This window comes from Chthoniobacterales bacterium (assembly GCA_018883245.1).
Lineage (GTDB): Bacteria > Verrucomicrobiota > Verrucomicrobiia > Chthoniobacterales > JACTMZ01 > JACTMZ01.
In genome coordinates this window covers 34,395-60,257 of the sequence record VEQL01000001.1, presented here as the reverse complement: position 1 = coordinate 60,257, position 25,863 = coordinate 34,395, and the positions used below count along the sequence as shown (strand labels likewise).

The 25,863-nt window shown below is 61.8% G+C and carries 26 protein-coding genes; 15 read left to right on the top strand and 11 right to left on the bottom strand.

Translation table 11 applies throughout. The features are described from left to right. Positions 1–36: 36 nt before the first annotated feature. From glgB to FGM15_00245, 6 genes are all read right to left on the bottom strand, one after another. The gene (gene glgB, locus FGM15_00270) at positions 37–2,229 is read right to left on the bottom strand and encodes a 1,4-alpha-glucan branching protein GlgB (protein MBU3664300.1); all 2,193 of its coding nucleotides are present in this window, start codon (positions 2,227–2,229) and stop codon (positions 37–39) included. Between the two features lie 76 nt (positions 2,230–2,305). After that, positions 2,306–3,403, bottom strand: coding sequence for a type IV pilus twitching motility protein PilT (locus FGM15_00265; GenBank protein MBU3664299.1), 1,098 nt, complete (start codon positions 3,401–3,403; stop codon positions 2,306–2,308). A 3-nt stretch (positions 3,404–3,406) separates the two neighbouring features. After that, on the bottom strand, positions 3,407–4,537 hold the full coding sequence (locus FGM15_00260) for a PilT/PilU family type 4a pilus ATPase (GenBank protein MBU3664298.1): 1,131 nt from the start codon (positions 4,535–4,537) through the stop codon (positions 3,407–3,409). Positions 4,538–4,559: 22 nt separating this feature from the next. After that, positions 4,560–4,892: a hypothetical protein gene (locus FGM15_00255; protein ID MBU3664297.1), complete on the bottom strand. Its 333-nt coding sequence runs from the start codon at positions 4,890–4,892 to the stop codon at positions 4,560–4,562. Beyond that, positions 4,889–5,293: a hypothetical protein gene (locus FGM15_00250; GenBank protein ID MBU3664296.1), complete on the bottom strand. Its 405-nt coding sequence runs from the start codon at positions 5,291–5,293 to the stop codon at positions 4,889–4,891. The genes FGM15_00255 and FGM15_00250 overlap by 4 nt, the downstream gene beginning before the upstream one ends. A gap of 15 nt (positions 5,294–5,308) precedes the next feature. Next, the gene (locus FGM15_00245; GenBank protein MBU3664295.1) at positions 5,309–5,674 is read right to left on the bottom strand and encodes a DUF883 domain-containing protein; all 366 of its coding nucleotides are present in this window, start codon (positions 5,672–5,674) and stop codon (positions 5,309–5,311) included. Between the two features lie 47 nt (positions 5,675–5,721). Here FGM15_00245 and nuoF point away from each other — a divergent pair, with 47 nt between their 5' ends. Continuing rightward, positions 5,722–7,602 (top strand): NADH-quinone oxidoreductase subunit NuoF, encoded by a 1,881-nt coding sequence (gene nuoF / locus FGM15_00240; protein ID MBU3664294.1) that lies wholly within the window; start codon positions 5,722–5,724, stop codon positions 7,600–7,602. 45 nt (positions 7,603–7,647) lie between these two features. On the opposite strand, the gene FGM15_00235 is transcribed toward nuoF, so the two are convergent. Beyond that, the gene (locus FGM15_00235; protein ID MBU3664293.1) at positions 7,648–8,478 is read right to left on the bottom strand and encodes a hypothetical protein; all 831 of its coding nucleotides are present in this window, start codon (positions 8,476–8,478) and stop codon (positions 7,648–7,650) included. Between FGM15_00235 and FGM15_00230 the strand changes: the two genes are divergently transcribed. From FGM15_00230 to infA, 6 genes are all read left to right on the top strand, one after another. Next, a complete protein-coding gene (locus FGM15_00230; GenBank protein ID MBU3664292.1) occupies positions 8,477–9,490 on the top strand; it encodes a hypothetical protein in 1,014 nt (337 codons plus the stop codon). The two genes, FGM15_00235 and FGM15_00230, sit on opposite strands and share 2 nt — an antisense overlap. 85 nt (positions 9,491–9,575) lie before the next feature. Continuing rightward, positions 9,576–11,684 carry a sodium-translocating pyrophosphatase gene (locus tag FGM15_00225; GenBank protein MBU3664291.1) on the top strand — a complete coding sequence of 703 codons (2,109 nt, stop codon included), beginning with the start codon at positions 9,576–9,578 and terminating at the stop codon, positions 11,682–11,684. A 109-nt stretch (positions 11,685–11,793) separates the two neighbouring features. After that, the gene (locus tag FGM15_00220) at positions 11,794–12,018 is read left to right on the top strand and encodes a DUF2191 domain-containing protein (GenBank protein MBU3664290.1); all 225 of its coding nucleotides are present in this window, start codon (positions 11,794–11,796) and stop codon (positions 12,016–12,018) included. Beyond that, positions 12,015–12,395, top strand: a complete 381-nt coding sequence (locus FGM15_00215; GenBank protein ID MBU3664289.1) for a PIN domain nuclease — start codon at positions 12,015–12,017, stop codon at positions 12,393–12,395. Before FGM15_00220 ends, FGM15_00215 begins: the two co-directional genes overlap by 4 nt. 178 nt (positions 12,396–12,573) lie before the next feature. Continuing rightward, entirely contained in the window at positions 12,574–13,674 is a 1,101-nt protein-coding gene (locus FGM15_00210; protein ID MBU3664288.1) for a hypothetical protein, read from the top strand. A 4-nt stretch (positions 13,675–13,678) separates the two neighbouring features. Then, positions 13,679–13,897, top strand: a complete 219-nt coding sequence (gene infA, locus FGM15_00205; protein ID MBU3664287.1) for a translation initiation factor IF-1 — start codon at positions 13,679–13,681, stop codon at positions 13,895–13,897. Between the two features lie 7 nt (positions 13,898–13,904). On the opposite strand, the gene FGM15_00200 is transcribed toward infA, so the two are convergent. After that, complete coding sequence (locus FGM15_00200) at positions 13,905–15,152, bottom strand: NADH-quinone oxidoreductase subunit D (protein MBU3664286.1); 1,248 nt, start codon at positions 15,150–15,152, stop codon at positions 13,905–13,907. A gap of 231 nt (positions 15,153–15,383) precedes the next feature. On the opposite strand from FGM15_00200, the gene FGM15_00195 reads away from it, so the two are divergent. Continuing rightward, positions 15,384–16,031: a DedA family protein gene (locus FGM15_00195; protein ID MBU3664285.1), complete on the top strand. Its 648-nt coding sequence runs from the start codon at positions 15,384–15,386 to the stop codon at positions 16,029–16,031. On the opposite strand, the gene rlmN is transcribed toward FGM15_00195, so the two are convergent. After that, positions 16,022–17,173 carry a 23S rRNA (adenine(2503)-C(2))-methyltransferase RlmN gene (gene rlmN, locus FGM15_00190; protein MBU3664284.1) on the bottom strand — a complete coding sequence of 384 codons (1,152 nt, stop codon included), beginning with the start codon at positions 17,171–17,173 and terminating at the stop codon, positions 16,022–16,024. The two genes, FGM15_00195 and rlmN, sit on opposite strands and share 10 nt — an antisense overlap. On the opposite strand from rlmN, the gene FGM15_00185 reads away from it, so the two are divergent. Genes FGM15_00185 through FGM15_00155 form a run of 7 tightly spaced genes read left to right on the top strand, consistent with a single transcriptional unit; the run spans position 17,172 to position 24,298 of the window. Then, positions 17,172–17,648: a hypothetical protein gene (locus FGM15_00185; GenBank protein ID MBU3664283.1), complete on the top strand. Its 477-nt coding sequence runs from the start codon at positions 17,172–17,174 to the stop codon at positions 17,646–17,648. The two genes, rlmN and FGM15_00185, sit on opposite strands and share 2 nt — an antisense overlap. 47 nt (positions 17,649–17,695) lie before the next feature. Further along, positions 17,696–18,859: an ABC transporter substrate-binding protein gene (locus FGM15_00180; GenBank protein MBU3664282.1), complete on the top strand. Its 1,164-nt coding sequence runs from the start codon at positions 17,696–17,698 to the stop codon at positions 18,857–18,859. 17 nt (positions 18,860–18,876) lie between these two features. Continuing rightward, complete coding sequence (locus FGM15_00175) at positions 18,877–19,752, top strand: branched-chain amino acid ABC transporter permease (protein MBU3664281.1); 876 nt, start codon at positions 18,877–18,879, stop codon at positions 19,750–19,752. Next, positions 19,752–20,726, top strand: coding sequence for a branched-chain amino acid ABC transporter permease (locus FGM15_00170; GenBank protein ID MBU3664280.1), 975 nt, complete (start codon positions 19,752–19,754; stop codon positions 20,724–20,726). The genes FGM15_00175 and FGM15_00170 overlap by 1 nt, the downstream gene beginning before the upstream one ends. Continuing rightward, on the top strand, positions 20,723–21,499 hold the full coding sequence (locus tag FGM15_00165; protein MBU3664279.1) for an ABC transporter ATP-binding protein: 777 nt from the start codon (positions 20,723–20,725) through the stop codon (positions 21,497–21,499). Before FGM15_00170 ends, FGM15_00165 begins: the two co-directional genes overlap by 4 nt. Beyond that, complete coding sequence (locus tag FGM15_00160) at positions 21,492–22,208, top strand: ABC transporter ATP-binding protein (protein MBU3664278.1); 717 nt, start codon at positions 21,492–21,494, stop codon at positions 22,206–22,208. The genes FGM15_00165 and FGM15_00160 overlap by 8 nt, the downstream gene beginning before the upstream one ends. Before the next feature lie 38 nt (positions 22,209–22,246). Then, the gene (locus FGM15_00155; protein ID MBU3664277.1) at positions 22,247–24,298 is read left to right on the top strand and encodes a carbon starvation protein A; all 2,052 of its coding nucleotides are present in this window, start codon (positions 22,247–22,249) and stop codon (positions 24,296–24,298) included. 10 nt (positions 24,299–24,308) lie between these two features. Here FGM15_00155 and alr read toward each other — a convergent pair whose 3' ends face one another. Together alr and FGM15_00145 are read right to left on the bottom strand one after the other, a co-directional pair. Further along, positions 24,309–25,415 (bottom strand): alanine racemase, encoded by a 1,107-nt coding sequence (gene alr / locus FGM15_00150; GenBank protein ID MBU3664276.1) that lies wholly within the window; start codon positions 25,413–25,415, stop codon positions 24,309–24,311. Then, positions 25,415–25,846, bottom strand: coding sequence for a hypothetical protein (locus FGM15_00145; protein ID MBU3664275.1), 432 nt, complete (start codon positions 25,844–25,846; stop codon positions 25,415–25,417). The genes alr and FGM15_00145 overlap by 1 nt, the downstream gene beginning before the upstream one ends. Between the last annotated feature and the right edge of the window lie 17 nt (positions 25,847–25,863).

Below are 25,863 nucleotides of genomic sequence, written 5' to 3'. Positions count from 1 at the left end.
AACCCAACTATTCGTCTTGGGGACGAAAGGCAACATCTATTCCAACACAAAACCCACAATTGCCAGAGGCGGCAGTTCGATTTGGATGGAGTGATCGCGGCCTTGCCAGGGGATGGCATCGGAGGGCAGACCGCCCATGTTGCCCACATTGCCTCCGCCATAAACCTCGGAGTCGGTGTTGAGGATTTCCCGGTAAAAGCCCGTTTCCGGCACGCCGATCCTGTAGCCCGAACGCACCACCGGCGTGGCATTCATGGCAAACACGAGGATTTGGCCGTCCAACGACTTGCGCAGGAAGGCGACAACGCTGTTGTCCGAATCGTGGAAGTCGATCCACTCGAAGCCCTCGTGGGTATCATCCAGTTCATAAAAGGCCGGGTAGCTTTTATAGATATGGTTGAGGTGCTGGACGAGGCGTGAGAGCCCGGCATGCAGCGGGAACTGTGTAAGGTGCCAGTCGAGGCTCTGGTTGTAGCGCCACTCTTCCCACTGGCCGAACTCTCCGCCTTGGAAGAGCAGCTTTTTCCCGGGATGCGCCCACATGAGCCCGTAGAACATGCGGAGATTGGCGAACTTCTGCCACATGTCTCCGGGCATTTTGCCGAGCAGCGATCCCTTGCCGTGCACGACTTCGTCGTGGCTGAGCACCAGGATGAAATGCTCGTGGAAGGCGTAGAGCAGCGAAAACGTGATGCTGCCCTGATGGTAGCGCCGGTAAACCGGGTCGAGGCTCATGTAATGGAGGAAGTCGTGCATCCACCCCATGTTCCATTTGAAGCTGAAGCCGAGTCCGCCCAGATAAGTCGGACGCGACACGCCGGGCCACGCGGTTGATTCCTCGGCGATGTTGATGATCCCCGGAAAGCGCTCGTAGCTCACCTCGTTGAAGCGCTTCAAAAAATAAATCGCATCGAGGTTTTCCCGGCCACCGAAGCAATTCGGCACCCATTGGCCCGGCTCTCGCGAGTAGTCCAGGTAAAGCATCGAGGCGACAGCATCCACGCGCAGGCCGTCGATGTGGTAGCGGTCGAACCAGAACAATCCGTTTGCGATGAGAAAATTCCGCACCTCGTTGCGCCCGTAGTTGAAAATGTGCGTGCCCCAGTCGCGGTGTTCTCCCTGCCGCGGATCCTCGTGCTCGTAAAGGTGCGTGCCGTCGAATCTGGCCAATCCGTGCGCGTCCTTCGGGAAATGCGCCGGCACCCAGTCGAGGATCACGCCGATGCCCGCCTTGTGGCAGTTGTCGATGAAATGCCGGAACTCGTCCGGGTTCCCGAAACGGCTGGTCGGCGCGTAGTAGCCGGCCACCTGATACCCCCACGAACCGTCATAAGGATGCTCCGCTATCGGCATCAGCTCGATGTGGGTGAAACCCATGTCGAGGCAGTAGGGAATGAGACGGTGCGACAATTCGATGTAGCTCAGCGGGCGGTTGTTGTCCTCGGGCATGCGCTGCCATGACCCGAGGTGCACTTCGTAGATACTCAGGGGCCTTTTGTGCCACGCCTGCTTGGCGCGGTATTCCATCCATGCCTCATCCGACCATTGGAAGCGGTCGAGGTCGCAAACGATGGAGGCGGTCTGCAGCCCGTGCTGGCCGTAGAAAGCGAACGGGTCGCTTTTGAGAAAGACGTCACCGTGGCAGCCCTTGATCTCGAACTTGTAGTGCGTGCCCTCCTTGATGCCGGGAATGAAAATTTCCCATACGCCGCTGCCCACGAGCCTGCGCATGACGTGGACGCGCCCGTCCCAGTGGTTGAAATCCCCGACCACGCTGACGCGTTGCGCGTTGGGCGCCCAAACGCAGAACACGGTGCCCTGAACCCCGTCGATCTCGGTCAAGTGTGCGCCGAATTTGTTGTAAAGGTCCCAGTGGTTGCCCTCGGCATGCAGATAGACATCCGTGTCACCCAGGATTCGCCCGAACGAATAAGGATCGCGCTCCTCCCATTCCGTTCCCGTGTGGCTGCGCATCCGCAGCAAGTAGGGAAACTCCGCCGCGCCGGCGGGAAGGACGGCTTCGAAAAATCCGTCCGTGTGGATTTTCTTCGCCTTGAAAGCGCGCGTCCTGTTTGTCGCGTCGATCACTTCGACCGATGCCAAGTCGGGCCGGAAAACACGCACCGCCACCGTGCCGCCCGCGCGGCGCATGCCGAGCGTGTGGAAGGGATCGGAGTGCCGCGCGTCGAGGAACGCGGCAAGCTCTTCGGGAGGAACGGTCGGCTTCATCGATGAGGAGGCTGTCACGAGCCGGGTTTTCAAATTATCCGCCGCAACCCATGGCGGCAAGGTAGGAACAGACTGCTCAGCCCGCGCCGCCGGCGGAATTGGCCAGTTCGGCCTCCTCCGGCGGGAGGAAGGCTTTGAAGCGGTTCTTGTCGATCGCCTTCATAAACGCCTCGTGAGGGGACACGTGCCCCTGCTGCAGTTGCGCCCAGATGGCGTCGTCCATGAATTGCATCCCCTGCGATTTTCCTCCCACGATGACGTCCTGCAGCTTCTGCGTGGCGCCCTCGCGAATAATGGCCGCCACCGCGCTGTTGACCACAAGGATTTCATTCACCGCGATGCGTCCGCCGCCGTCCTGGCGTTTCAGGAGGAGTTGGGCCACCACGCCGCGCAGTGAGGCCGAGAGCATCGTCCGAACCTGCGACTGTTGGTCGGACGGAAACACGTCGATCATGCGGTCCACGGTCTTGCGCGCGTTGTTCGTGTGCAGCGTTCCGAAGACGAGCAGGCCTGTCTCGGCGGCGGTGAGGGCGAGGGAAATGGTCTCGAGGTCGCGCATTTCGCCGACAAGCACGATGTCGGAATCCTCGCGCAGCGCCGCTTTCAGGCCGGTGGGAAAGTTGATCGCGTGCTCGGGGACTTCACGCTGCGTGATGATGCTGCGCTTGTTCGAGTGCACGAATTCGATCGGCTCTTCGATCGTGACGATGTGGCGCGTGAAGTTGGTGTTGATGTAATCAATCAGCGCGGCAAGTGTGGTGCTTTTGCCCGAACCGGTCGGTCCTGTGACAAGCACGAGGCCCCCGCGCAAATGCCCGAATTCCTTGATCACCGGCGGCAAACCGAGTTCCTCGAGCGTGGCGATGCGGGTGGGGATCAGCCGGAACACGGCGCCGAGCCCGTGCACTTGCTTGAAATAGTTGCAGCGGAAGCGGCTGTCCTCGTTCATCTCGTAAGCGAAGTCGAGGTCGCCCTTCTGCTGGAATCGCTCCCAGTTCCGCGGCGTGCAGATCTCGCTCAACATGTAATTCATCTCGTCCGCCGTGAGGATTTCCTCGCGGATCGGAATGACGTCGCCGTGGCGGCGGATTTTTGGCGGCTGTCCCTCGGCGAGATGCAGATCGGACGCGCGCGCGTTGATCAGCACCTGGAAAAATTGGTCGATGTAAGCCATGGGTCAGAGGAGTCCGCAAACCTGCTTCATCAGCGGCTTTTGCTCGGCGCGGGAAACCGCCTCGTCGGCCGAAATCATCCCGGCCCGGAAAAGGTCCGCCAACGAGTCGTCCATGAGTTTCATCCCGAGTTTTTTTCCGGTTTGGATGATGCCCGGAAGCATGAAGGTCTTGGCCTCGCGGATCACGTTGGCCACGGCCGGCGTGTTCATCAGGATCTCGATGGCCAAAGCCCGCCCCGTCCCGTCGGCTCGCGGCACCAGCTGCTGCGAAATGATGCCGCGCAGCGACTCGCTTACCATGATGCGGATCTGCTCGCGCTGATCCACCGGGAAAACGTCGAGCACACGGTCGAGCGTGCGCGCGGCGTTGCCCGTGTGCAAAGTTCCGAGCACAAGATGCCCGGTTTCCGAGGCGGTGATGGCGAGCGAGATGGTCTCGAGATCGCGCATTTCACCGACCATGATCACGTCGGGATCCTCGCGCAGCGCGCCGCGCAGCGCGGCGCCGAACGACTCGGTGTGGGTGTGGACCTCGCGCTGGTTAACTTGGCAGCCCTGCGGCGTGAAAAGGTATTCGATCGGATCTTCCAACGTGATGATATGCTCGTGCCGCGTGCGGTTGACCTCTTCGACCAGTGCCGCCAGCGTGGTGCTTTTGCCGCTGCCGACCGACCCGGTGACCAGCACGAGACCGTTCTGGTATTGCGTGAGCATTTTGAGCTGCGGGGGCAGTCCGAGTTCGTCCATCGTGCGCACCGTGGTCTGGATGATGCGGAAGACGAGATCGTAACCGAGTCTCTGACGGACGACGCTCGTGCGGTAGCGGCCCTCGGCGTTGGAGTAGGCGAAATCGACGTCGCCGCGCTCGGCGAGCAGTTTCTTTTGCTGGTCGTTGAGGAAGCCCATGGCCAGCCGCTCGGTATCGGCAGCCGAGAGTTTGTCCGCCTGCAGCCAGATCGGTTCGAGCGTCCCGAAGCGCCGCCAAGTCGGCGGCATGTTGACGCTGAGATGGATGTCCGAAGCGCCCGATTCTTTGCCGATCGACAAATATTGATCGACGTGGCCGAGAACGTGCACCGATTCCGGTTGTTCGGAAACGACTTCGACGGCTGCGACTTGTGGCGACTCGGACACGGAAGCGGTGGGAGAGGAAACTTTAGCGTTTGTGTCCCGACCGCAAACTCAAAAAGAGCGGGACCAGTTGTGCCAGGACTGCCGGCAGCAATTTCAAAAGCGTGGGCACCCAGAAAGCCGCACCGCTCTGCGGCTGTGCACCAGTGCCTTTGGCCGTTTTCCCGCGCGGCATGCGAAGCAAACGGGCCGCGGCGAAGCCGGCCACCGATGCTCCGGGAAGCCACCATTTCCAGTCGCGGGCCACTTCGCCACGCAGCTGGTTGATGGGATTCGCCGCCTCGGCCAGCAGCCGCCCTTTGGCCAGAAGTTCGCGCCCTGCCGAGTCGAGTTCGCGCAAGTATTGCTCGCGGTTCATGAAATTCGTGAGATCTCCCGGCGCACCGCTTCGCGCGTTCCGGGGAAAAGCGGGCGCCGTCCGCGTTTGACCAGCACAAGCAGAAGCACTGCGGCCACAAGCAGGTGGAAGATGAACAGGATCGCCGCGGTGGCAAACCATCCGCCCCCCATCCATGACGCGAGAGAGACGGCCATTGCCACGATCAGGAACAGGTAAGCCAGCGTGGCCGCAATGGCGAAGCCCAAGGCCAAGCCCGCCAACAACAGCACATGGCTGCCGGACTCGCGCAACTCCAGCCCCAACAGGCCTCCCAGCGCGCGCAGATACGCCGATGCCGCCCGGCCAAAGTCGCCGCCGGCCGACGAAAGCGACAATCCTTCCGGCGGAGGCGTGCGGTCTTCGCCGGAGTCCGGACTCATGCAGATTTCGGAAACTTAGCGGCGCAGGATCAAGCCCAGGACAAATCCCGCAGCCAGCGCGATCCCGACAGCCTGCAGCGGATTTTCGCGGATGTAGTCCTCGCCGTCCTCGGTCAGCGTGCATGCGCGTCCGGTCGTGTCCGACCACACGCGGTTGGCCCGCTCCCGGTATTCGTCGGCGCGCTGATTCAGCGTGTCGCGCAAATCGTTGAGTTTGGCCGACGCGGCTTCCTTGAATTCTTGGGCCGCTTCGGCGGCGTGCGTTTTTCCGCGCTTGAATTTTTCCGCGGCCTCTTTTGTTTCTTGTTCGCTCATGTTGTTCCTTTCGTTTCGATGCGATCTTCGCAGATGGTGCGGACACTGGCAAGAGCGCCACGGCATCGTTTTTCTTGAAGCCGGACCTTCCTTCGCGGACAACTAACCGTTTCATGAGTGACCGCCAAGCCGACCATCTGCCGCAGGACCTCTTGGCGCGGATCGACGAGACCGTGACGCATTATCCGGTTTCCAAGCGCAGTGCCTCGGTTCCTCTTCTTCATCTCTGGCAAAACCACTTCGGCTTTGTCGATGACAGCGGGATCGATTGGATCGCGCGCCGGCTGGATCTGGAGCCGATCAACATTCTCGAGCTGGTCACCTTCTATCCGTGGTTCCGCCGGACGCCGCCGGGCAAAACAACCATCCGGGTCTGCCGCACGCTGTCCTGCGCCATGGGCGGATCCCACGAGGTGCGCGACGCGCTCTGCCGTGCGGCAGGGATTGAAAACGGCGGGCACGACCATGGCCACGGGCTTACCAGTCCGGACGGACGATACACCGTCGAATTCGTCGAGTGTTTGGCCAGTTGCGGGACGGCTCCGGTTGCGCTTGTCGGCGACAAGTTGCACGAGCGCCTCAAGCCCGCGGATGCCGAACGCCTGCTCGCCGATCAAGACCGCTCCTACGCCAAAACCCTGCGTGCGCCGCATCCCCTCGAGCGCCGCATGATCCTGAAAAATGCCGGGCGCGCCGACTACGACCCTTCGCTCGAGTGCTACCTGCGCCATGGCGGTTACGAGTCGCTGAAAAAAGCCCTCAAGATGCAGCCCGCGGAAATCACGGCCGAAGTGAAGGCGGCCAATCTCCGGGGCCGTGGCGGCGCGGGATTTCCCGCCGGGGTCAAATGGAGTTTCATCAAGCGCGACGACGGCAAGCCGCACTACCTCGTGGTCAATGGCGACGAGTCCGAGCCCGGAACTTTCAAAGACCGCTACATCCTGCACGAGGATCCGCACCAGCTTCTCGAGGGAATGATGATTGCCGCTTGGGCGCTCAACGTCCATCTGAGCTATGTCTACATCCGTTGCGAATTTCCCGCGGCTGCCCGCATCGTGGAAAAAGCCATCACCGAGGCCCGGGCCGCGGGTTTCATCGGCAAAAACGTCCTTGGCAGCGGTTTCGATTGCGACATCTACGTGCACCAGGGTGCGGGAGCCTACATTTGCGGCGAGGAGACCAGCCTTCTCGAATCGCTCGAGGGCAAGCGCCCGTATCCGCGCATCAAACCGCCTTTTTTCCCCGCGGTATTCGGACTCTATAATTGCCCCACCATCGTCAACAACGTCGAGACGCTCTGCCACGTCAAACACATCATCGCCATGGGCAGCGCGGAGTTCGCCAAACTCGGCTCGCCGGGCGACGGAGGCACGCGGACCCTGTGCGTCAGCGGAGACGTCCGGAATCCGGGCTATTACGAACTCGGGTGCGGGCAGGTCACCGTCGGCCAGTTGATCAACGACGTCTGCGGCGGAATGAAACCCGGGCGCAAACTCAAAGCGGTGATTCCCGGCGGCAGCTCGGCGAAAGTTTTGCGCGCCGGCGAGAAATACAAAATGAAGCGCAAGGGGCCGGATGGCGCGGAAACGACCGTTGAGGTTGATCTCATGGATCTCGTGATGGACGCCAACTCGCTCTCCGCCGCGGGTTCCATGATCGGAAGTGCCGGCGTCATGATCCTCGACGATTCGCGCGACATGGTCTGGGTGCTCAACAACATCAACGACTTCTACGCGCACGAAAGCTGCGGGCAGTGCACGCCGTGCCGCGAGGGAAGCCTGTGGATGTCGAAAGTCACCACACGCATGGTCCACGGCGACATCAAGCCGACCGATGCCGACCAGCTTGTCGGGATCGCCGACAACATCGCCGGCCGGACGATCTGCGCGTTCGGCGAGGCGTGCTCCTGGCCGACGCAAAGCTTCGTCGCCAAATTCCGGGAGGAGTTTGCGCCGCGCGATGCCGGATCAGCCAACGGGTCGAACGGGCACTGATCGTCGCCGGTCTCTAGCCGTTGCCGCACACGGCGGCTACCTCAATTACTCCGGCAGCGTGTAAATAATCCGTCCGCACTGTTCGCAAGACACGACCTTGCCGCCGACTTTGGCGTCGCGCAGCGTGGATGGCGTGACCGTCATGTGGCACCCCGTGCAGTGGTTGCCTTCGAGCGGGACGATGGCGCGTCCGGCTTTCGTGCGGAAAAGCTTTTCGTAAAGGTCGAACAGGTCCTCGTCGGCGGCTTTGATCTCCGCAGCGATGGCTTCGCGCTCGACTTTGAGTTCGTCGGCGCGGCCTTGGAGAACCCCGACTTTCTCGTCGGCCGTTTTGACCAACGCCGCCACGCGGTTTTTCTCGGCGGTGAATTTTTGATCCGCTGCGGCGATGGCCGGCTTGAGGTCCTCGAATTCCTGCATCAGCTCGAGTTCGCGGTCCTCGATGGCGACGATGTCTTTTTCCGCCCTCTCGATTTCGTGCTTGAGCGCGGCGTATTCCTCGTTTTTGCGCGTCTCGAGTTGCTGTGTCTGGTATTTCGCGATCTGCGTGCGCTTCGCGTCGGCCTCGACCTCGAGGCGTTTGCGCTCGATCTCGATCTGGGTGGCGCGGGTCTTGTCGTTCTCCAATGTGCGCTGCGCGGCCTCGAGTTCCCTCTGCAGCGCTGCCTTCTCGCCGGGAACACCGTTGATCTCGTGAAGGAACGTCTGCAATCGCTGGTCGCGCTCTTGCAGAAGGAGAAGTTTCTCCAGGATTTCCACCATTGCGTCCGTTCTAGGCCCTCGGCGGCGGCGCGGCGAGAAAGAATTGCCGGGTCCGGCTCCCCTGCGTCCGGAAATGGGTTTCCGTGTGGCGGACAAATGACAAGATAACCCCATGACCGAAAAAGGGACCGAACTCTTGCCGATCGAGCGCCGCGTGCTGCGGTGGATCGAGTGCTCGGCCCGGGATTCTTTCGATGGTGTGGCGGCGGCGCTGCATGCGCACCACTACTCGGCCAATGAACCGTATCGCGCGTTCTGTCGCAGCATGGGGGTGGGGGAAGCCGTGGCCGATTGGCGCGAAATCCCGTGCGTTCCGCAGGACGCCTTCAAACACTCCGAGCTTCGCAGCTTTCCTGCCGCGGAGACGTGCAAAACGTTCCACACCAGCGGCACGACCGGCGAGGGATTCGGCCGCCACCATTTCCGCACCCTGGAAATCTACGAGGCCTCCATCCGCCGTGGATGGGAACAGGCCGGCCTGCCGCCCGGGCCGTTCGTCGTCATTGCCCCCCATCCGCACGAAGCCCCGCATTCCTCGCTCAGCCACATGCTCGCGACGCTGGCACCGGAAGATGCGTTCGTCGCGCCCGGCGGCAATATCGATCTGCGGCGTCTGCGCGAAATCCCCCGTCCCGTCTGCCTGCTCGGGACCGCTCTCGGTTTTTTGCGGCTGTTCGAGGCCATGGGCGGGACGTCCATCACAATGCCACCCGGTTCTTCCGCCATGGAAACCGGGGGCTACAAAGGCAGCGGACGCGATATTTCACGCGCGGATCTTTATGAAATGTTCGGCGCCAAGCTCGGCATATCGCCGGGAGACATTTTCAATGAATACGGCATGACCGAGCTGAGTTCGCAGTTTTACGCACGCGGCCCCCGCGGTCTTCACCAAGCGCCGCCATGGGCGCGCGCGGTTGTGGCCGATCCCGTGACAGCCCGGGAGGTGGCGGAAGGGGAAACGGGTATTCTGCTTGTTTATGACACCGCCAACGTCGGCTCGGCGGTTGGGGTCCGCACGCGAGATCTTGCCGTGCGCCGCGGCGGAGCCTTCGAGTTGTTGGGGCGCGATCCCGCGGCTTTGCCGCGCGGCTGCTCGCGTGCCGCCGACGAATGGTTGGGCCGCTGACCTCTTGCTCGTCCAATTCGTCTTGTCCGCAACGGCCGCATGGCTAATCTGCGCGCTCTTGTATCAACCCCTCATTTTTTAATTTATGTTTAAAGTTTCCCTTGTCACAGACGGAGTGCTCATTTCACTGGCCTGCGCACTGCTCGGCCTTGTTTACGCGGCTTGGCTCATACGCTGGATTCTTGCCTCGCCGGCCGGCAATGAACGCATGCGCGAAATTGCTTACGCCGTCCAGCAAGGCGCGAAGGCTTATCTCAACCGCCAGATTCTCAGCGTCGGAAGCATCGCGGTGGTGATCGTCGCTTTGGTCTGGGCTGGCCGGGGTCTCGAGTCAGCCGTCGGATTTCTCGTCGGTGCCGCGTGTTCGATGGCGGCGGGATACATAGGCATGACGATTGCCGTGCGGGCGAATGTGCGCACCGCGCAGGCGGCGACGCATTCGCCGCGTGCCGCCCTGCGCGTCGCCCTCAATGGTGGTGCTGTCACCGGACTGCTTGTCGTGGGCCTTGCGCTGCTTTCGGTGGGTTTGATCTACCTGGCCGTGCGCCACTTTTCATCCGCGGCGGATCCCACGCACGCGGCCCTCGACGCGCTGGTGGGCACGGCCCTGGGCAGTTCTCTCGTTTCTGTGTTCGCCCGTCTCGGAGGGGGGATCTACACCAAGGCCGCGGACGTCGGTGCCGACCTTGTCGGCAAGATCGAAAGCAAACTCGACGAAGACGATCCCCGCAATCCCGCGACCATCGCGGACAATGTGGGCGACAACGTGGGAGACTGCGCCGGCATGGCGGCCGACGTCTTCGAGACCTATGCGGTGTCGCTCATCGGAGCGGTGCTGATCGGATTTCTCACGGCCACAGGTGACGCGGCGCAGGCCGCGCTCGTCTATCCGTTCCTTCTCGGCGGGGTGTCCGTCATCGGCGCGATCGTTTCCATCGCGTTCGCCAATATCACGAAGTTTTCCCCGCGCCACGCACTGCAGGCTGCGGTTCTCACCAGCGCCGTTCTTTCGGCCGTCGCGTTCTGGCCCCTCACGCACGCCCTTTTTCCGCAGGGCGTCGAGATCCAAGGAAAAGGCGTGTGCACTCCCACGAGCGTCTTCTGGGCCTCGATCATCGGGCTTGTCATGACCTACGTCGTGCTGCTCATCACCAACTACTACACGTCGACGGACCAGCGGCCTGTGCGCCTGATCGCCCAGGCTTCGGAGACCGGCCACGCCACCAACATCATCGCGGGACTGGCCACGGGACTGCACGCCACGGCGCTGCCCGTCGCGTTCATCGGCATCGCGATCCTGCTGTCCTACCACTTCGCCGGACTCTACGGGATTGCGGTCGCCGTCATGGCCATGCTCTCGATGTCCGGCATCGTCATCGCGCTCGATGCTTTCGGTCCGATCACCGACAACGCCGGCGGCATCGCCGTGATGGCCGGGCTCGACAAAAATGTCCGCCATACGACCGACGACCTCGATGCCATCGGCAACACGATGAAAGCCGTGACCAAGGGTTACGCCATCGCCTCGGCGGGTCTCGCGGCCCTCGTGCTCTTCGGAAGCTATGTGGAAGAACTTAAAAATGCCTACGCCCAGCTCGGCGCGCAATTCAACCTCGCCTTCGATCTACAGGACCCGAACGTCATCATCGGTCTCTTCATCGGAGGCGGTCTCCCGTTTATTTTCTCGGCCTTCAGCCTCGACGCCGTCGGCAAGGCCGCCGGAGCAGTGGTCAAGGAAGTGCGGCGCCAGATCACGGCGAAACCCGGGATTCTCGACGGTCGCGACACCCCCGAATACGGGACGTGCGTGGACATCGTGACCAAGGCCGCGTTGCGCGAGATGATCGTGCCCGCCATTCTTCCCGTCGTGACGGTCATTGCCGTCGCATGGTTGCCCTTCTTCGGTCCGAAGGTGCTCGGCGGAATGCTCGTCGGCACGATTGTCACGGGTCTCTTCATCGGCATTGCCATGACCTCGAGCGGCGGTGCGTGGGACAACGCCAAAAAATACATCGAGTTGGGAAGCCACGGCGGCAAAGGATCGCCGGCGCACGACGCGAGCGTCACCGGCGATACCGTTGGCGATCCTTACAAGGACACGGCTGGTCCGGCGGTGAATCCCATGATCAAGGTCGTGAATATCGTGGCGATCCTCGTCATACCGGTGTTCATCAAACTCTGGGTCGGTTCCTGATACCGGCATTCGTCGCGCGGCGGTATTTTGGAGTGCGCCGGCATGACGGCACTTTGGATTGTGGATTACAACAGTGCGTTGACAGGATTCCTGTCGCGCCTAATTTGGAATCATGAAAACTACGCTCGATGTTCCGGATGAGGCTCTTCGCGAAGCCATGAAATTCACCGGTGCCACCACCAAGCGCGAAGCAGTCGTGACCGCCTTGGAAACCTTCAACAAGCTGAAGAGGCTCGAGCAACTCAATGCGAAGGTGCGCGGACGCTTCCGTGATTTCATGTCACAAGCGGAACTGCAGGCAACACGTGCGTCCGATACGGTTAAAGCACGATGACTCTGGTGGACACGTCGAGCTGGGTGGAATACCTGCGCGAGCGCGATTCCGAGGTCGGCGACCGTGTTGAGATGCTCGTCCTCTCCGGCAACGCCGCATGGTGCGACATGACGCTCGTTGAGCTTTGGCACGGGGTCCGTGGTTCGAATGAAAAGCGACATCTTGCCGAAATGGAAAAGGAAATCGGCCGCGTCCCGGTCGATCCGCAAACGTGGAGGATGGCGTCGCGGCTCGCACTCCGCTGCCGCGAGAAGGGACTTACGGTTCCGAGCAGCGACATTGTGATCGCCGCGTGCGCCCTTGCCCATTGTTTGGACTTGGAGCATTGCGACAAACACTTCGACCGGATCCTCGCCTTGGCCAAGGCTGGGAGCTGAGTTTGTTGGAGGGTATTATGGAGTGCGCCGGCATGACGGCGCTTTCTCTTGGCGGACGCGGCGAGGTGGGCTTTGCCCTACGCCACCGCACTCCAAAAAGTTTGCGTCGCATCCTGTAGTGCGGTGCAAAGTTCTCGCCAGTGCGCGGCTCCGGCGGAAACATCTGCTGCTTATCGTGATGAACACACGGCAACGCGCCCTATCGCTCGCTATTGCAGCGGAGCCATTCCGCGCGCTGCTCGGTTCGACGACGGCGGACGATCTGCTTGCGTGGGTGCGTGCGGAACTCGGTGATGTGAACGCTCTCGATGCTTGGGTGCCGCACGGCGACGGCAAAACCAAAGCTGTTGCTCCGTGCACGATTCTGCACGTGGTCAGCGGCAACACGCCGCACGCGGCCTTGCAATCCCTTGTCGGTGGACTTCTCCTTGGCAGTCGCAACTTGTTGAAATTGCCGCGGGGCGGATTGATCGAAGTCGATGAATTTGTTTCTCGCTTGCCCGATGCGCTGGGTGGTCAGGTTGAACCACGGGAAGATTTGCCCGGCGAATGGATGGAGCGGGCGGACGCGGTGATTGTTTTCGGGATGGACGAAACCGTCGCAACCATCCGCTCCCGCTTGGCTGCGGACAAAATCTTCATCGGCTACGGCCACAAGGTCAGCCTGGGGATCATCTGGCACGATCCCGCTCTTTCCTCCTGCGCGGATGCGGCCCGCGACGCGTCGCTGTTCGACCAGCAGGGTTGCCTCTCGCCCGTGGTTTTCTATGTGCGCGAACCGGAGCCGGGATTCGCGCGTGCATACGCCGGGGGCCTTGCTGCGGCCATGGAGCAGTTCAACCGCACGCATCCGCGGGGTGCGCTCGGCGCGGGAGAGAAAGCCGCCATCGCGGATCTCCGTGCGGCCTATCGCTTTCGTGCCGTTGCCGATCCATCGGTGGCGATTTGGGAAGGTGGAGCCAACCTCGATTGGACTGTGGTCCTGGACAACGACACGGGATTTCCCGCGTCACCTCTCAACCGCGTGATTTTTGTCCGACCTTTGCCGGATGATCTTGCCGCCGCGCTCGGACCGGCGGCCGCGCACCTGGGGGCCGTCGGCCTTTACCCGTGCACCGAGGACACAGTGAGGCGTTTCCCGGCTCTGCGACCTTCGCGCTTCTGTCCCGTGGGCCGGATGCAACTTCCACCGTGGACTTGGCACAATGGCGGAGTCGGGCGCTTGGCTTCGCTCGTCAAGTGGGTTGATTTCGAGCCGTCCTCCGGCTTCACTGGCTGATCACATGGCCAAGGAAGATTCCATTCCCGCGGAAGGCGTTGTTGTCGAGGTTCTGCCCGGCACGATGTTCCGCGTGAAATTGCCGAACGATACGGTCGTCCTTGCCCACATCGGCGGCAAAATGCGCAAGCATTTCGTCCGCATCGTCCCGGGCGACAAAGTGCAGATAGAAATTTCGCCCTACGACCTGACCAAGGCGCGCATCACCTACCGCGAAAAGTAGAAGCGCCCTAACGGTCGCATTCGCCCATCACAAAATCGATGCTGCCCAGAATCGCCGGCACGTCGCTCACGTAGTGCCCCGGCAACAACTCCGGCAAAATGCTGAGATTGGCGAAGGAAGGGGCGCGGATCTTCAGGCGGTAAGGAACCCCGCCGCCCTTGCTGTTGATGTAAAATCCAAGTTCCCCCTTGGGATTTTCCGCCGCGAAATAGACCTCGCCGACCGGCGCGTCGATGCCCTGCGTGGTGATGATGAACTGGTGGATGAGTTCCTCCATCTTGGTCATCACATCGGTTTTCTTCGGCAGGATGTTTTTCGGGTCCTCCACGTGGATGGGGCCGGACGGCATCTTGGCGAGAGCCTGTTCGAGGATGCGCACGCTCTGGCGCATTTCTTCCATGCGGACGAGGTAGCGGTCGAAGCAGTCGCCCGTCGAACCGACCGGGACGTCGAAGTCATACTGCTCGTATCCGAGGTAGGGGTGCGTCTTGCGAAGGTCGTATTCCACGCCCGAGCCGCGAAGGTTCGGACCGGTGAGGCCGTAGGCGATGGCGCGCTCCCTGCCGATGACCCCGATGTCCTTCGTGCGATCGATCCAGATCGGATTGCGGGTGAGAAGTTTGTCCACCTCATCGAGGCTCGGGAGCAGATCCTTGATGAATGCGCGCACGCCTTGCTCGAAGCCCGGCGGCATGTCGCGGGTCATTCCGCCCACCCGAGTGTAAGAGGTGGTGAACCTCGCGCCGGTGAGCTGCTCGCACAGATTGTAGATCGTTTCGCGGTGGTTGAAGGTGTAGAGGAAAACCGTCATTGCCCCGATGTCCATCGCGTAGCAGCCGATGCCGAGAAGGTGCGAGGAAATGCGCGCCAGCTCGCAGCAGATGACGCGGATGGCTTGTCCGCGCGGGGGCAGTGTCCAGTCCATGAGTTTTTCAACGGCCAGTGCGTAGGCGACGTTGTTGGCCAGCGGTGCCAGGTAATCCAAACGGTCCGTGTAGGGCACGAACTGGTTGTATTGCATGTTCTCGGCGATTTTTTCGTCGCCGCGGTGAAGGTATCCGATATCCGGGGTGGCCTTGGTGATGATCTCGCCGTCGAGTTCCAGCACGATGCGGAGCACTCCGTGGGTCGAGGGATGCGACGGACCCATGTTGATGGTCAGCGTCTCGCCGAGGAGCTCTCCTTTTTCGCGGGCTTTTCTTTCGGCCTCGCGGGCGCGAGATGCAGTGTCTGGTGACTCGATAACGGTGGACATCGCGGGGATTTTTACGTTTGCGGGGTGCATTTGGCAACTTCCGGCGTCGGTTTGTCGGCACCTTGGCCTTTTCGTGTGTGAGGCTGTCTGCCAGCTGCGTAAAATTGTCCCTTTTTCCATCGGGAAAAATGAGGGTCTCCTGGTCCTCAAGTTTGTGCGCTTTGAAAATTTCCAAGTGCGGGCGCTTTGCGTTTGCCACGGCTTCGCACCGGACCTAAAAAGCGCGGTCCCATGGCCGAAATCATCGATTTTTTCCTCCACGCCGAAAGGCATCTCGAATGGTTCATTACCAACTACGGTCTGTGGATCTACGTGCTGCTCTTTCTCATCATTTTTTGCGAGACCGGGTTGATCGTGACGCCGTTTCTCCCCGGCGATTCATTACTCTTCGCGGTCGGCGCCTTGGCGGCCAAGGGGTGGATGGATGTGCGCATTATCACGCCGCTCCTTCTCATCGCCGCCATCCTCGGTGACGCCGTCAACTACTCGATCGGCAAATGGATGGGCCCTAAAGTTTTCCACTACGAATCCAGCCGCTTTTTCAACAAAGAGCACTTGATGAAAGCGCACGCCTTTTACGAGAAATACGGCGGACGCGCGATCATCCTCGCGCGCTTCGTCCCGATAGTGCGCACCTTCGCCCCGTTCGTTGCGGGCGTCGCCTCGATGACCTATTCGAAATTCGCGTTCTTCAACATCACCGGCGCCTTTTTGTGGGTCGGGCTTTTCCTCGGCGGCGGTTACTTCTTCGGCGGCCTCGAAATCGTGCAGAAGAACATGAAGCTCGTGATCCTCGGCATCATCATCGTCTCGGTGCTGCCGATTGCGTGGGAATTCGGGAAGGCTTGGCTGACCAAGCGCCGCTCGGCTCAGGCTTGAGCCGCGGCCAATTCGTCCTCGGCGCGCAAACGCAACTGTCCGCAGGCGGCATCGATGTCGTGGCCTTTTTCGCGGCGGATCGTTGCCACCACACCGCCGGCCCGGACAATTTTCGCGAATTCCTGCTGGCGCGCGACGGACGGTCGTTCCCATGGCAGTCCTTCCACTGTGTTGTAGGGAATGAGGTTCACTTTGGCGTCGAGCCGCCGCGCGTGCATGGCGAGCCGCCGTGCCTGCTCGGGCGCGTCGTTCACCCCGGCGATGAGGATGTATTCGAATCCGAGCTTTTGCTTGCGGCGCGAGGTGAAATACGCACACGCGTCGAAAAGTTCCTTGAGCGGATATTTCTTGTTCACCGGCATGATTTGATCGCGCACTTCGTCCGTCGCCCCGTGCAACGAGATGGCCAACCGCACCGGCACGGGATGGTCGGCCAACTCGCGGATCTGCGGGACGAGTCCGCTCGTCGAGACAGTGATGTGGCGCGCGCCGATCTCGAAACCCCACGGGGCGTTGAGAATCTCGATGGCGACCGAAAGATTTTTCCAATTCGCCAGCGGCTCGCCCATGCCCATGAAAACAATGTTGTCCACGCGTTCGCCCGTGGCCTGCCCGACATGGAAGACCTGCGCGGTGATCTCTCCGGGTGTCAGATTGCGTTTCCATCCGCGCAGACCGCTGGCGCAGAACTTGCATCCGTAAGCGCACCCCACCTGCGTGGATACACACAGCGTCTTGCGGTCCGATGTCTCGCCGTAGAGTGCGGGCGAGGCGGGGATAAAAACGCTCTCGATGAATTGGCCGTCGGGCAGGCGGAAAAGGAATTTGCGTGTGGTGTCCTCCGACCCGGTCATCCGCACCTGCCCGAGTTTTTCGGCGGGAAATTCCACGGTCAGTTGCGCCCGCAAGCCCGCCGGCAGGTCGGTCATCGCCGCGAAATCCGCCGCGCGTTTCTCGTGGATCCATTCCATGACCTGCCGCGCGCGGTAAGGCTTGTGCCCCATGGCTCCCAACCGGGCAGTCAAAGAATCCAGAGTTTCCCCGAGGATCGGTATCACGCGCAGACCATGCCACGGAAGGGCGGGGGATTCCAATGCAGGATGCCTTGACCCGCGCCGGGGTGAAACTACCGTTGCGCCCATGCGTATCACGGCTTTCCTCGTGCTTCCCGCCCTTGCCGCGCTTCTGGGCCTCGCGGGTTGCCAGACCACCGGATCCACGTCCGCCAAGCCCGACCCGCGTGCTGCCGCGATGATTGCCGCCGAAAAACCCGGCGCCTACTACATCGGACGACGCTATTACAAAAAAGATTACAAAATGTGGGGCTGGGTGCGCCGCCCGGGCCAGCCTTGGAACACGGCCCAGCTGGTGATGATGAACGAGAACACCAAGCTCGCGCCGGACCGCGCACAGGGCGTGCTGGGTATCGACAACAACACCGAATACCGGCTGCAGGGGCGCTTCACCGGCGGCAAGGTTTACGAACCCGCAAGCAATGATTTCTACCCCGAGTTTGTTCTCACCGGATACGAGGTGGTTTCCAACGCCCCGCCGATGATTTACCCGGATCGCCGCGCGCTCGATCCCGCCGTGCGCATCCTTGCCCCGCCGCGTTGAGCCCAAATTCCCTTGCCGGTCGTGCAGCGCACGCCTAAACACCCCGCATGACAAGATCTATACGGCTGTTTTCCGCTGCGTTGTCCGTGGTTTTTCTCGCCGCTTGCGGCGGTCCGAAAAGCGACGCGGTCAAAATCGGTATGAACCTCGAATTGACCGGCGACATCCCCGCGGTGGGCGCCTCCAGCAAAAACGCCGCGGAGCTTTTCTTCGAGCAGATCAACAAGGAGGGCGGCGTAGCGCTCGAGGGCGGACCCAAGAAAGTCGAACTCGTTGTCCGCGACAACGGCGCCAAGGCCGACCAAGCCGCGTCGGTCGCCCAGCAGCTCATTTCCAGCCAGGGTGTTGTCGCGATGATCGGGCCGAACTCCAGCGCCTGCGCCATTCCCGCCGGGGAAATCGCCGAGAGCCTCAAATGCGTGATGATGTCGCCGTGGTCCACCAACCCCAGGACAACGACCGACACGACTTCCGGCGCGCCGAAGCGCTACGTGTTCCGCGGATGCTTCACCGATCCATTCGAGGCGCTCGTGCTTGCGAAGTTCGCCCTCAACAACCTCGGGGCAAAGCGGGCGGCCGTCCTCTATGACGTGGCCTCCGAGGCGCCCGTGGCGCAATCCGCTCTCTTCAAGGAAACCTTCACCGCCAACGGCGGCGAGATTGTCGCGTTCGAGACATTCACGACCGGCGACAAGGATTTCTCCGCACAGCTCACCAACATCCGCGAGGCCAACCCCGACATCATTTTCCTTCCGACGTATTACAACGACGTCCCGCTCATCGCCCAGCAGGCGCGCCGCCTCGGGATCAATGTCCCGTTCATCGGCAGCGACGCATGGAGTTCGCCCGAGATCATCAAGCTGGGAGGAGCCGATGTCGACGGCTCGTATTTCTGCAACCACTTCTCCACGCAGATCGCCACCGACGAAGCCAAGAAATTCGTCACCGACTACACCGCCAAATACGGGCAGGCGCCCGACGACGTCGCCGCACTCACCTACGACGCCTGCGGTCTCATGACCGAAGCCATCGAGAAAGCCGGCAAGAATGACCGAGAGGCTTTGCGCGAAGCGCTGTCGCAGATCCGCGAATACAAGGGCGTGACCGGCACCTTCCGCTTCGAACCCGGCTCGGGCGATCCGATCAAGAGTGCCGTCGTCCTCCAGATCAAAGACGGCGCCTTCCAGTGGGTGACGAACGCGCAGCCTTGATCGTCTGAGCCGCGCGCATGGATTATTTCGCGCAGCAGGCGATCAACGCGGTCCAACTCGGATCGATCTACGCGCTCATCGCGCTCGGCTACAGCATGGTCTATGGCGTGCTGGTCATGATCAATTTCGCCCACGGTGATGTGTTCATGGTGAGCGCGTTCTTCTGCTTCCTCCTGCTTCTCGTCGCGCCCGTGCCCTTCGTGGCGGCGCTCCTCATCGTGATGCTGGCCACGGCGCTCCTCGGCGTCTGCATCGAGCGGCTGGCTTACCGTCCGCTGCGCAACGCCCCCCGCGTTTCGGCCATCATCACCGCGCTCGGCTGCGGTCTTGTCATACAGAACACCACGCTCAGCCTCAGTCCTTACTCGCAGCGCATGCCGGAAATTTTCAAATCGGTGACCTGGCATCTGGCCGGGATCAGCATTTCCTCGCTGCAGCTTCTCATCATCGGCGTCTCGGTCGGACTCATGGTCGCGCTGGATTTCTTCATCCGCAAAACACGCTACGGCATGGCCATGAGGGCCATCGCGCAGGACCGCTTCAGCGTGCCGCTCATGGGTGTGCCCGTTAACACGATCATCAGCGTGACATTCGCGATCGGCGCGGCGCTGGGCGGCGCGGCCGGCGTGCTCTACGGACTGGCCTACCCGGTGATCGGCGCATCCATGGGTATCCTGGTCGGGTGGAAGGCGTTCGTCGCCGCTGTCATCGGCGGCATCGGCAACGTGCGCGGCGCGGTGCTCGGAGGCTATTTGCTCGGCGCGGTGGAAGTTCTCATCGTCACCGTGATGCCCTCGACTTACCGCGACCTGGTCGTCTATTCGCTTCTCCTGGTCATCCTCGTCTTCAAACCCTACGGCCTGCTCGGACGTCCCGCGGTGCAGAAAGTCTGATGCGCTGGCTGCGACAACCCCCGCCGCGCGGCGTGCTCCTCGCCCTTCTCGGGGTCTGCCTGGCCGCGTGCTTTGCCGTCGAGAGATTCGGACTGGTCGATGACTACGTCCGCTTCGTTCTCGTCACCCTCGGTATCAACATCATCCTCTGCGTGAGCCTCAACCTCGTGAACGGCTGGATGGGCGAATTCTCGGTCGGTCATGCAGGCTTCATGGCGCTGGGTGCTTATCTCTCGGCCTGTGTCTCGGTCAAATGGCTGGAGTGGGGCGACCCGCTCTGGATGTTCCCTGTCGCCGTTTGCGCCGGAGGACTGCTGGCTGGTGCGGTCGGATTCCTTCTCGGCCTGCTTTCGTTCAAAACCCGCGGCGATTACCTGGCGATCATCACGCTCGCCTTCCTCATGATCGTCAAGTCGGGTTTGGAAAATATCCCGTATGTGGGCGGGCCGCGCGGATTCCTCGGCATCGGCAGCCACACCACGCTGCTTTGGACGGCGCTGTGGGTTGTCGTCACGCTCTGGACGATCCGCAATCTCGTTTATTCGCGCTTCGGCCGCGGTATTGTCGCGGTGCGCGAGGACGAAATCGCCGCCAACGCGATGGGCGTGGACACGCGGAAAGCAAAGCTGGCTGCTTTCGTTGTCTCCTCCTTCTTCGGCGGCGTGGCTGGCGCGCTCTTCGCCCACCAGCTACAGTTCATCAACCCCTCGGTGTTCGACATCGTCAAGTCGACCGAGATTCTCGTCATGGTGTATCTCGGCGGCGTCGGCTCGCTGGCAGGCTCCATCCTCGGCGCCACGGTCTTCACGATCCTCGCCCAGTTGCTCCAGCCGCTCGGGACGTGGCGCATGGTCATCTTGCCCCTTATCCTCGTGCTGCTCATGATTTTCCGCCCCCGCGGAATCATGGGCATGCGTGAATTCGCGTGGTTTGTCCCGCGGCGCGAATTCAAACGCAAGGAGGACGGCAAATGAGCGCGTTGCTCGAAGTGCGTCGCGTGACCATGCGGTTCGGCGGCCTTGTTGCCCTGTCGGATTTCTCGGTCGATGTCGAACAGGGTCATGCCCACGGGATCATCGGTCCGAACGGCGCGGGCAAAACCACGGCGTTCAATGTCGTGACCGGCATTTACGCTCCGACCGAGGGTGACATTCTTTTCCGCGGGGAATCCATCGCCGGCAGGCGTCCCTCGGCCATCGCGCGCGGCGGCATCGCCCGGACGTTCCAGAACATCCGCCTGTTCCGCGACCTCACCGTCCTCGACAACGTCCGCATCGCGCACGACGCGCATGCGCGCTACTCGTGGCCCGGGGCCATGATCCAGCTGCCGTCGGCGCGCCGCGCCGAAAAGAAGACGATCGCGCGATGCGAGGACATGCTGGAAAAATTCGGGCTGGGCGATGTTTCGCGGGAGCGGGCCGGCGACCTTCCCTACGGATCGCAGCGCAGGCTGGAGATCGCCCGCGCCATGGCCCTGAACCCCGCGCTGTTGCTCCTCGACGAGCCCGCCGCCGGAATGAATTCCGCCGAAACGCTCAAGCTCGTCGAGTTCCTCGGGTGGCTGAGAGATCATTTCTCGGTGACAATGCTCCTCATCGAACACCACATGCAGCTGGTCATGAGCTTCTGCGACCGCATCACCGTGTTGGATTTCGGCGCGACCATCGCCGAGGGAACGGCGGAAGAGGTGCGCCGCGACCCCAAGGTGATCGAAGCATACCTCGGACAGGAGGACACCCATGGGTGAAGCGGCGCTTGAGGTAAGAGACTTGGTGGTCCGCTACGGCGATATCCGCGCCGTGAAAGGTATCGGCTTCACGCTCATGCGCGGTGAAATCCTCGCCCTCGTCGGCGCCAACGGCGCGGGCAAGACGACGACCCTGCGCGCGCTTTCGGGTTTGCTGCCTTACGAGGGTTCCGTGCACCTCGGCGGTCGCGATATCGGCGACCTGACAGCCGACCGCATTGTCCGCCTCGGCATGGCCCATGTTCCCGAGGGGCGCGGGATTTTCGGCGGCCTCACGGTGATGGAAAACCTGCAGCTCGGCGCATGGGTGCGTCGCGACAAAGCCGCGCGCAACCGCGATCTGGAAAAAGTCCTTCACATTTTCCCGCGCCTTCGCGAAAGGCTCTCGCAAATGGCCGGGACGCTCAGCGGCGGCGAGCAACAGATGCTCGCCATGGCCCGCGCGCTGATGAGCGATGCGAACGTCCTCCTCCTCGACGAGCCCTCGATGGGCCTTGCGCCGAAACTCGTGCAGGAAATTTTTGCCGTGCTACGGCAACTGAACGACGACGGGGTCACGATCCTGCTCGTCGAACAAAACGCCAACATGGCGCTGCGCCTCGCGCACCGTGCCTGCCTGCTCGAAACAGGAAGCCTCGTTCTTGAAGGTCCCGCGTCCGAACTTCTCGACAACCCGCGGGTGCGCGAAGCCTACCTTGGCGCAGGTTGACGGCATCTGCGCGCTGCATTACGCAATGCGTTTGCACCATGACTGACCCCACGTCGCGTCGCCTGTCGCTGCCTGCACTGCTCGGCTGGTTCGCCGTGTTCGCTGCCGGCGCGGGTGCGCTCGCGGTTGTTTCCACTGCGCGCGGGGAGCACATCAGCGCGCTATGGATCGTCATCGCTTCGCTCTGCGTCTTCGCCCTCTCGTGGAGGTTTCATTCCGCCTGGCTTATGGCCAAGGTCCTCACGCTTGATGACGCGCGCGCCACGCCGGCTGTCCTCCGCAACGACAACCGTGATTATGTCCCGACAAACCGCTGGGTTGTTTTCGGCCACCATTTCGCCGCGATCGCCGGACCGGGCCCGCTGGTCGGCCCGGTGCTGGCCGCGCAGTTCGGCTATCTGCCTGGTCTGCTTTGGATTCTTGTCGGTGCGACCTTGGGCGGTGCGGTGCATGATTGCATCGTCATGTTCTGCTCGACGCGACGCGGGGGAAAATCCCTCGCGCGCATGGTGCGCGACGAGATCGGATCTTTCGCCGGCGGGGTGGCCCTCGTGAGCATTCTCGCGATCATGATTATTCTCCTAGCCGTGCTTGCCCTCGTGGTGGTCAAGGCCCTGGCTGAAAGCTCGTGGGGACTCTTCACCATCGCCGCTACCATACCGCTGGCCATGGTCATGGGATGGGGGATGAAGACGAATACGGCGGGAATGAAAGCCATCAGTATCTTCGGCGTGGCCGGATTGTTCCTCTCCGTCTTGGGCGGCCATTGGATCCAGGGCACCGCGCTCGAGCAGTGGTTTTTCTGCAAGGAGACCACGCTCGCGTGGCTCATTATGGGCTATGGTCTTCTCGCCTCGGTCCTGCCCGTCTGGCTTCTTCTCGCCCCGCGCGATTACCTCAGCTCTTTTCTGAAAATCGGTGCGGTCGGTTTTCTCGCGGTGGCCATCGTCTTCATCATGCCGGTGCTCCAGATGCCCGCGCTCACGCGATTCATCGACGGCAGCGGCCCCGTTTTCGCCGGTCCCGTGTTCCCGTTCTGCTTCGTGACGATCGCCTGCGGAGCGATCTCGGGTTTCCACGCAATCATTTCATCCGGCACCACGCCGAAGATCCTCGCGCGCGAGGCCGACATACGCTTCGTCGGCTACGGATCCATGATCACCGAAATGCTTGTCGCGGTGATGGCGCTCATCGCGGCCTGCACGATGAACCCCGGCGAATATTTCGCCATCAACATGAAGGGAGAGCCCGCGGCTGTGGTGGAAAAAGTCACGGCCCTCGGATTCCCGGTCACTGAACAGGAAATGTCCGGGCTGGCTGCCAGCGTCGGCGAGAAGTCGATGATCGGACGCACCGGCGGCGCGCCGACATTCGCCGTCGGCATGGCGCAAATGTTTTCCAAGCTCACGAACAACCCCACAGCCATCGCCATCTGGTATCACTTCGCCATCATGTTCGAGGCCCTCTTTATCCTCACGACGATCGACGCCGGGACGCGTGTCGGCCGGTTCCTCGTGCAGGATCTGCTCGGGCACGTGTGGAAACCGCTCGGGGACACCGAGTCCGCAGCCGGAAATTGGCTGGCCAGCATTGCCTTCGTCACCGCGTGGGGATGGTTTCTCTACCAGGGCGTCATCGATCCCCTCGGCGGCATCAACTCGCTCTGGCCGATTTTCGGCATCGCCAACCAGCTTCTTGCCGTCATCGCGTTTTCGCTCGGTGTCACGGTGCTCCTCAAAATGGGACGTGCGCGTTACGCGTGGGTCCCGCTCGTTCCCATGGCTTGGGTCTTGGCTGTCACCATGACCGCGGGCTGGCAGAAAATTTTTGCCGCGGATCCGCGCCTCGGATTTCTCAGTGCTGCAGCGGAGTTGCGCGGCAAAATCGCCGCGGGCGGCACGTCGGATCAACTCGCCACTTGGGAGCACCTGCTGATGAACAACAACGTGAACGCCGCGGTCACGTCGGTGTTTCTGGTCTTGGTTCTGCTGATTGTTCTCTCTTCCGCGCGCGTATGGTGGCTGATCCTCGCGCGGAACCGCGTCATTCCCCTGCGGGAGGACCCGGCTGTCGCGCTGCCGGCGGCCTGAGCCTCTTTGCTCAGACTTCCAGATGCACCAACTGCACGCGGCGTCCGAGGCGTGTGAAGATATCCCAGGTGATGGTTTCAGACCATGACGCAACTTCCTTGACCGCGATCTCGCCGCCGTCTTGCTTGCCGAACAGAACGACTTCCTCACCGGGTGCGATATCGCGCGGCAGGTCTGTGACATCGACCATCAATTGGTCCATGGTGATTCGACCGAGGGTCGGACAACGCCGGCCGCGCACGAGCACCTGCGCGCTCTTGTTGGAGGTTTGTCGCGGATAGCCGTCCGCGTAGCCTATAGCCAGCGTGGCGACGCGCATGGGCTTCGGCGTGATGAAATCGCGTCCATAGCTGATCCCGCGTCCCGGCCCGAAATCGCGCACCAGCGTGATGCGCGTTTTCAGAGTCATGACCGGTTTGAGCAGCTTTTCGAACGCGGGGAGGGGAGAAATGCCATAGAGCGCAAGGCCCGGACGCACGCGGTCAGCGGCGTATTGCGGGCGCTCGAGCGAGGCTGCGCTGTTCAGTGCGTGAAATTTCGCGCACGGCAAAATCGGACGTAGCTGCGCGACAATTCTGTTCCATGCTTCCAGCTCGGCCGAGGTGAAATCCGGATCGCTGTCCGCCGCGGGCAAATGCGTCGAGACGCTTTCCACTTCGATGCCGGGGATCGCGGCGATTTCCCGCGCGGTTTTTATGGCCTCATCCTGCCACACGCCGATGCGTCCCATGCCGGTGTCGATGCAAAGATGAATCCGCACGGGTTTCCCTTGAGCGAGACGTGCGTAAGCTTTGGCCTCGGCCGTGCTCGAAACGACGGGAATGAATCCTACCTTCACAACCTCTTCGCGTTCGGCGGGCAGGCACGGACTCAAAAGCAGAATATCTTTCTCCGGCACGGCAGCGCGGACGGCCCGTGCCTCGTCCAGCGTGGCTACGCCGAATTGCTCGACATGCGGCGCCAAAGTTTTTGCCACCGCGGGTCCGCCGTGACCGTAGCCATCGGCCTTGACCACCGCAATGATGCCTGATTTCCCGCCGATTGTGCGCCGGAGAGCCTGCGTGTTGTGGCGCAGCGCGTCGTGGTCGATTTCCGCCCAACAGCGGTGTGCGGACATCACCAGGCTTTCTTTCCGCGCCGCGCGTCAATGAACGACTTCACACAAAGCGCGATGAACACGATGCACAGCACCGCCATCACTGCCTGCGTGGCGACCGCAGCCGGGCGGTCGAGCGGAGCGCCAGAAAAAAGTGCCGGAAGTTTGATCAGGCTTTTGGCCGTCCCGAGGAACCCTATTACTCCAAGCAATGCCGCAACGTGACCGCCGTGTTTCAGGCTCTTGAGCGAAAATCCGCCGGCCAAAGCCAGCAGGAGCCCGAAAATCGTTGGTATAAGCGCGGTCCAAGACTGCGCCCCGGTGACCAGATAGGCCCCAATTCCCAAGAGGACAAAGATGACGGCAAAGACAAAGATGATGCGTGGCATGTTCATGGCTTGGGAGCTTACGTGCGGTGTGATCGCCTGCCAAGGCAGCAAGGGCGGAAGCACCTCACCAAGTTTGTTAT

What these genes read in the sequence shown, in the direction of transcription:
- glgB (MBU3664300.1), bottom strand. Translation starts at nt 2,229, where the DNA reads ATGAAGCCGACCGTTCCTCCCGAAGAGCTTGCCGCGTTCCTCGACGCG.
- FGM15_00265 (MBU3664299.1), bottom strand. Translation starts at nt 3,403, where the DNA reads ATGGCTTACATCGACCAATTTTTCCAGGTGCTGATCAACGCGCGCGCG.
- FGM15_00255 (MBU3664297.1), bottom strand. Translation starts at nt 4,892, where the DNA reads ATGAACCGCGAGCAATACTTGCGCGAACTCGACTCGGCAGGGCGCGAA.
- FGM15_00250 (MBU3664296.1), bottom strand. Translation starts at nt 5,293, where the DNA reads ATGAGTCCGGACTCCGGCGAAGACCGCACGCCTCCGCCGGAAGGATTG.
- FGM15_00245 (MBU3664295.1), bottom strand. Translation starts at nt 5,674, where the DNA reads ATGCCGTGGCGCTCTTGCCAGTGTCCGCACCATCTGCGAAGATCGCAT.
- nuoF (MBU3664294.1), top strand. Translation starts at nt 5,722, where the DNA reads ATGAGTGACCGCCAAGCCGACCATCTGCCGCAGGACCTCTTGGCGCGG.
- FGM15_00230 (MBU3664292.1), top strand. Translation starts at nt 8,477, where the DNA reads ATGACCGAAAAAGGGACCGAACTCTTGCCGATCGAGCGCCGCGTGCTG.
- FGM15_00235 (MBU3664293.1), bottom strand. Translation starts at nt 8,478, where the DNA reads ATGGGGTTATCTTGTCATTTGTCCGCCACACGGAAACCCATTTCCGGA.
- FGM15_00225 (MBU3664291.1), top strand. Translation starts at nt 9,576, where the DNA reads ATGTTTAAAGTTTCCCTTGTCACAGACGGAGTGCTCATTTCACTGGCC.
- FGM15_00215 (MBU3664289.1), top strand. Translation starts at nt 12,015, where the DNA reads ATGACTCTGGTGGACACGTCGAGCTGGGTGGAATACCTGCGCGAGCGC.
- FGM15_00210 (MBU3664288.1), top strand. Translation starts at nt 12,574, where the DNA reads ATGAACACACGGCAACGCGCCCTATCGCTCGCTATTGCAGCGGAGCCA.
- infA (MBU3664287.1), top strand. Translation starts at nt 13,679, where the DNA reads ATGGCCAAGGAAGATTCCATTCCCGCGGAAGGCGTTGTTGTCGAGGTT.
- FGM15_00200 (MBU3664286.1), bottom strand. Translation starts at nt 15,152, where the DNA reads ATGTCCACCGTTATCGAGTCACCAGACACTGCATCTCGCGCCCGCGAG.
- FGM15_00195 (MBU3664285.1), top strand. Translation starts at nt 15,384, where the DNA reads ATGGCCGAAATCATCGATTTTTTCCTCCACGCCGAAAGGCATCTCGAA.
- FGM15_00185 (MBU3664283.1), top strand. Translation starts at nt 17,172, where the DNA reads ATGCGTATCACGGCTTTCCTCGTGCTTCCCGCCCTTGCCGCGCTTCTG.
- rlmN (MBU3664284.1), bottom strand. Translation starts at nt 17,173, where the DNA reads ATGGGCGCAACGGTAGTTTCACCCCGGCGCGGGTCAAGGCATCCTGCA.
- FGM15_00180 (MBU3664282.1), top strand. Translation starts at nt 17,696, where the DNA reads ATGACAAGATCTATACGGCTGTTTTCCGCTGCGTTGTCCGTGGTTTTT.
- FGM15_00175 (MBU3664281.1), top strand. Translation starts at nt 18,877, where the DNA reads ATGGATTATTTCGCGCAGCAGGCGATCAACGCGGTCCAACTCGGATCG.
- FGM15_00170 (MBU3664280.1), top strand. Translation starts at nt 19,752, where the DNA reads ATGCGCTGGCTGCGACAACCCCCGCCGCGCGGCGTGCTCCTCGCCCTT.
- FGM15_00165 (MBU3664279.1), top strand. Translation starts at nt 20,723, where the DNA reads ATGAGCGCGTTGCTCGAAGTGCGTCGCGTGACCATGCGGTTCGGCGGC.
- FGM15_00160 (MBU3664278.1), top strand. Translation starts at nt 21,492, where the DNA reads ATGGGTGAAGCGGCGCTTGAGGTAAGAGACTTGGTGGTCCGCTACGGC.
- FGM15_00155 (MBU3664277.1), top strand. Translation starts at nt 22,247, where the DNA reads ATGACTGACCCCACGTCGCGTCGCCTGTCGCTGCCTGCACTGCTCGGC.
- alr (MBU3664276.1), bottom strand. Translation starts at nt 25,415, where the DNA reads ATGTCCGCACACCGCTGTTGGGCGGAAATCGACCACGACGCGCTGCGC.